The sequence below is a fragment of the Herbaspirillum sp. UBA812 genome (assembly GCF_002296545.1).
Classification (GTDB): Bacteria; Pseudomonadota; Gammaproteobacteria; order Burkholderiales; family Burkholderiaceae_D; genus Herbaspirillum; species Herbaspirillum huttiense.
On the sequence record NZ_DBIC01000207.1, the window covers coordinates 403 to 618 of the forward strand.

The 216-nt window shown below is 66.2% G+C and carries 1 pseudogene; it reads left to right on the forward strand.

Features of this window, described 5'->3' with window-relative positions:
- Window positions 1-216 (forward strand): annotated as a pseudogene (locus tag B3873_RS13605) (F0F1 ATP synthase subunit beta); the annotation flags it as partial.

The window sequence follows — 216 nt, forward strand, 5'->3', positions numbered from 1 at the left end:
CCTGCGGATGACTTGACCGACCCGTCGCCGGCAACCACCTTCGCCCACTTGGACTCGACCGTCGTTCTGTCGCGTGACATCGCCTCGCTGGGTATCTACCCCGCCGTCGATCCGCTGGACTCGACCTCGCGCCAGCTGGACCCGCAAGTGGTCGGCCAGGAACACTACGAGACCGCCCGTGCGGTCCAGGGTACCCTGCAGCGCTACAAGGAACTG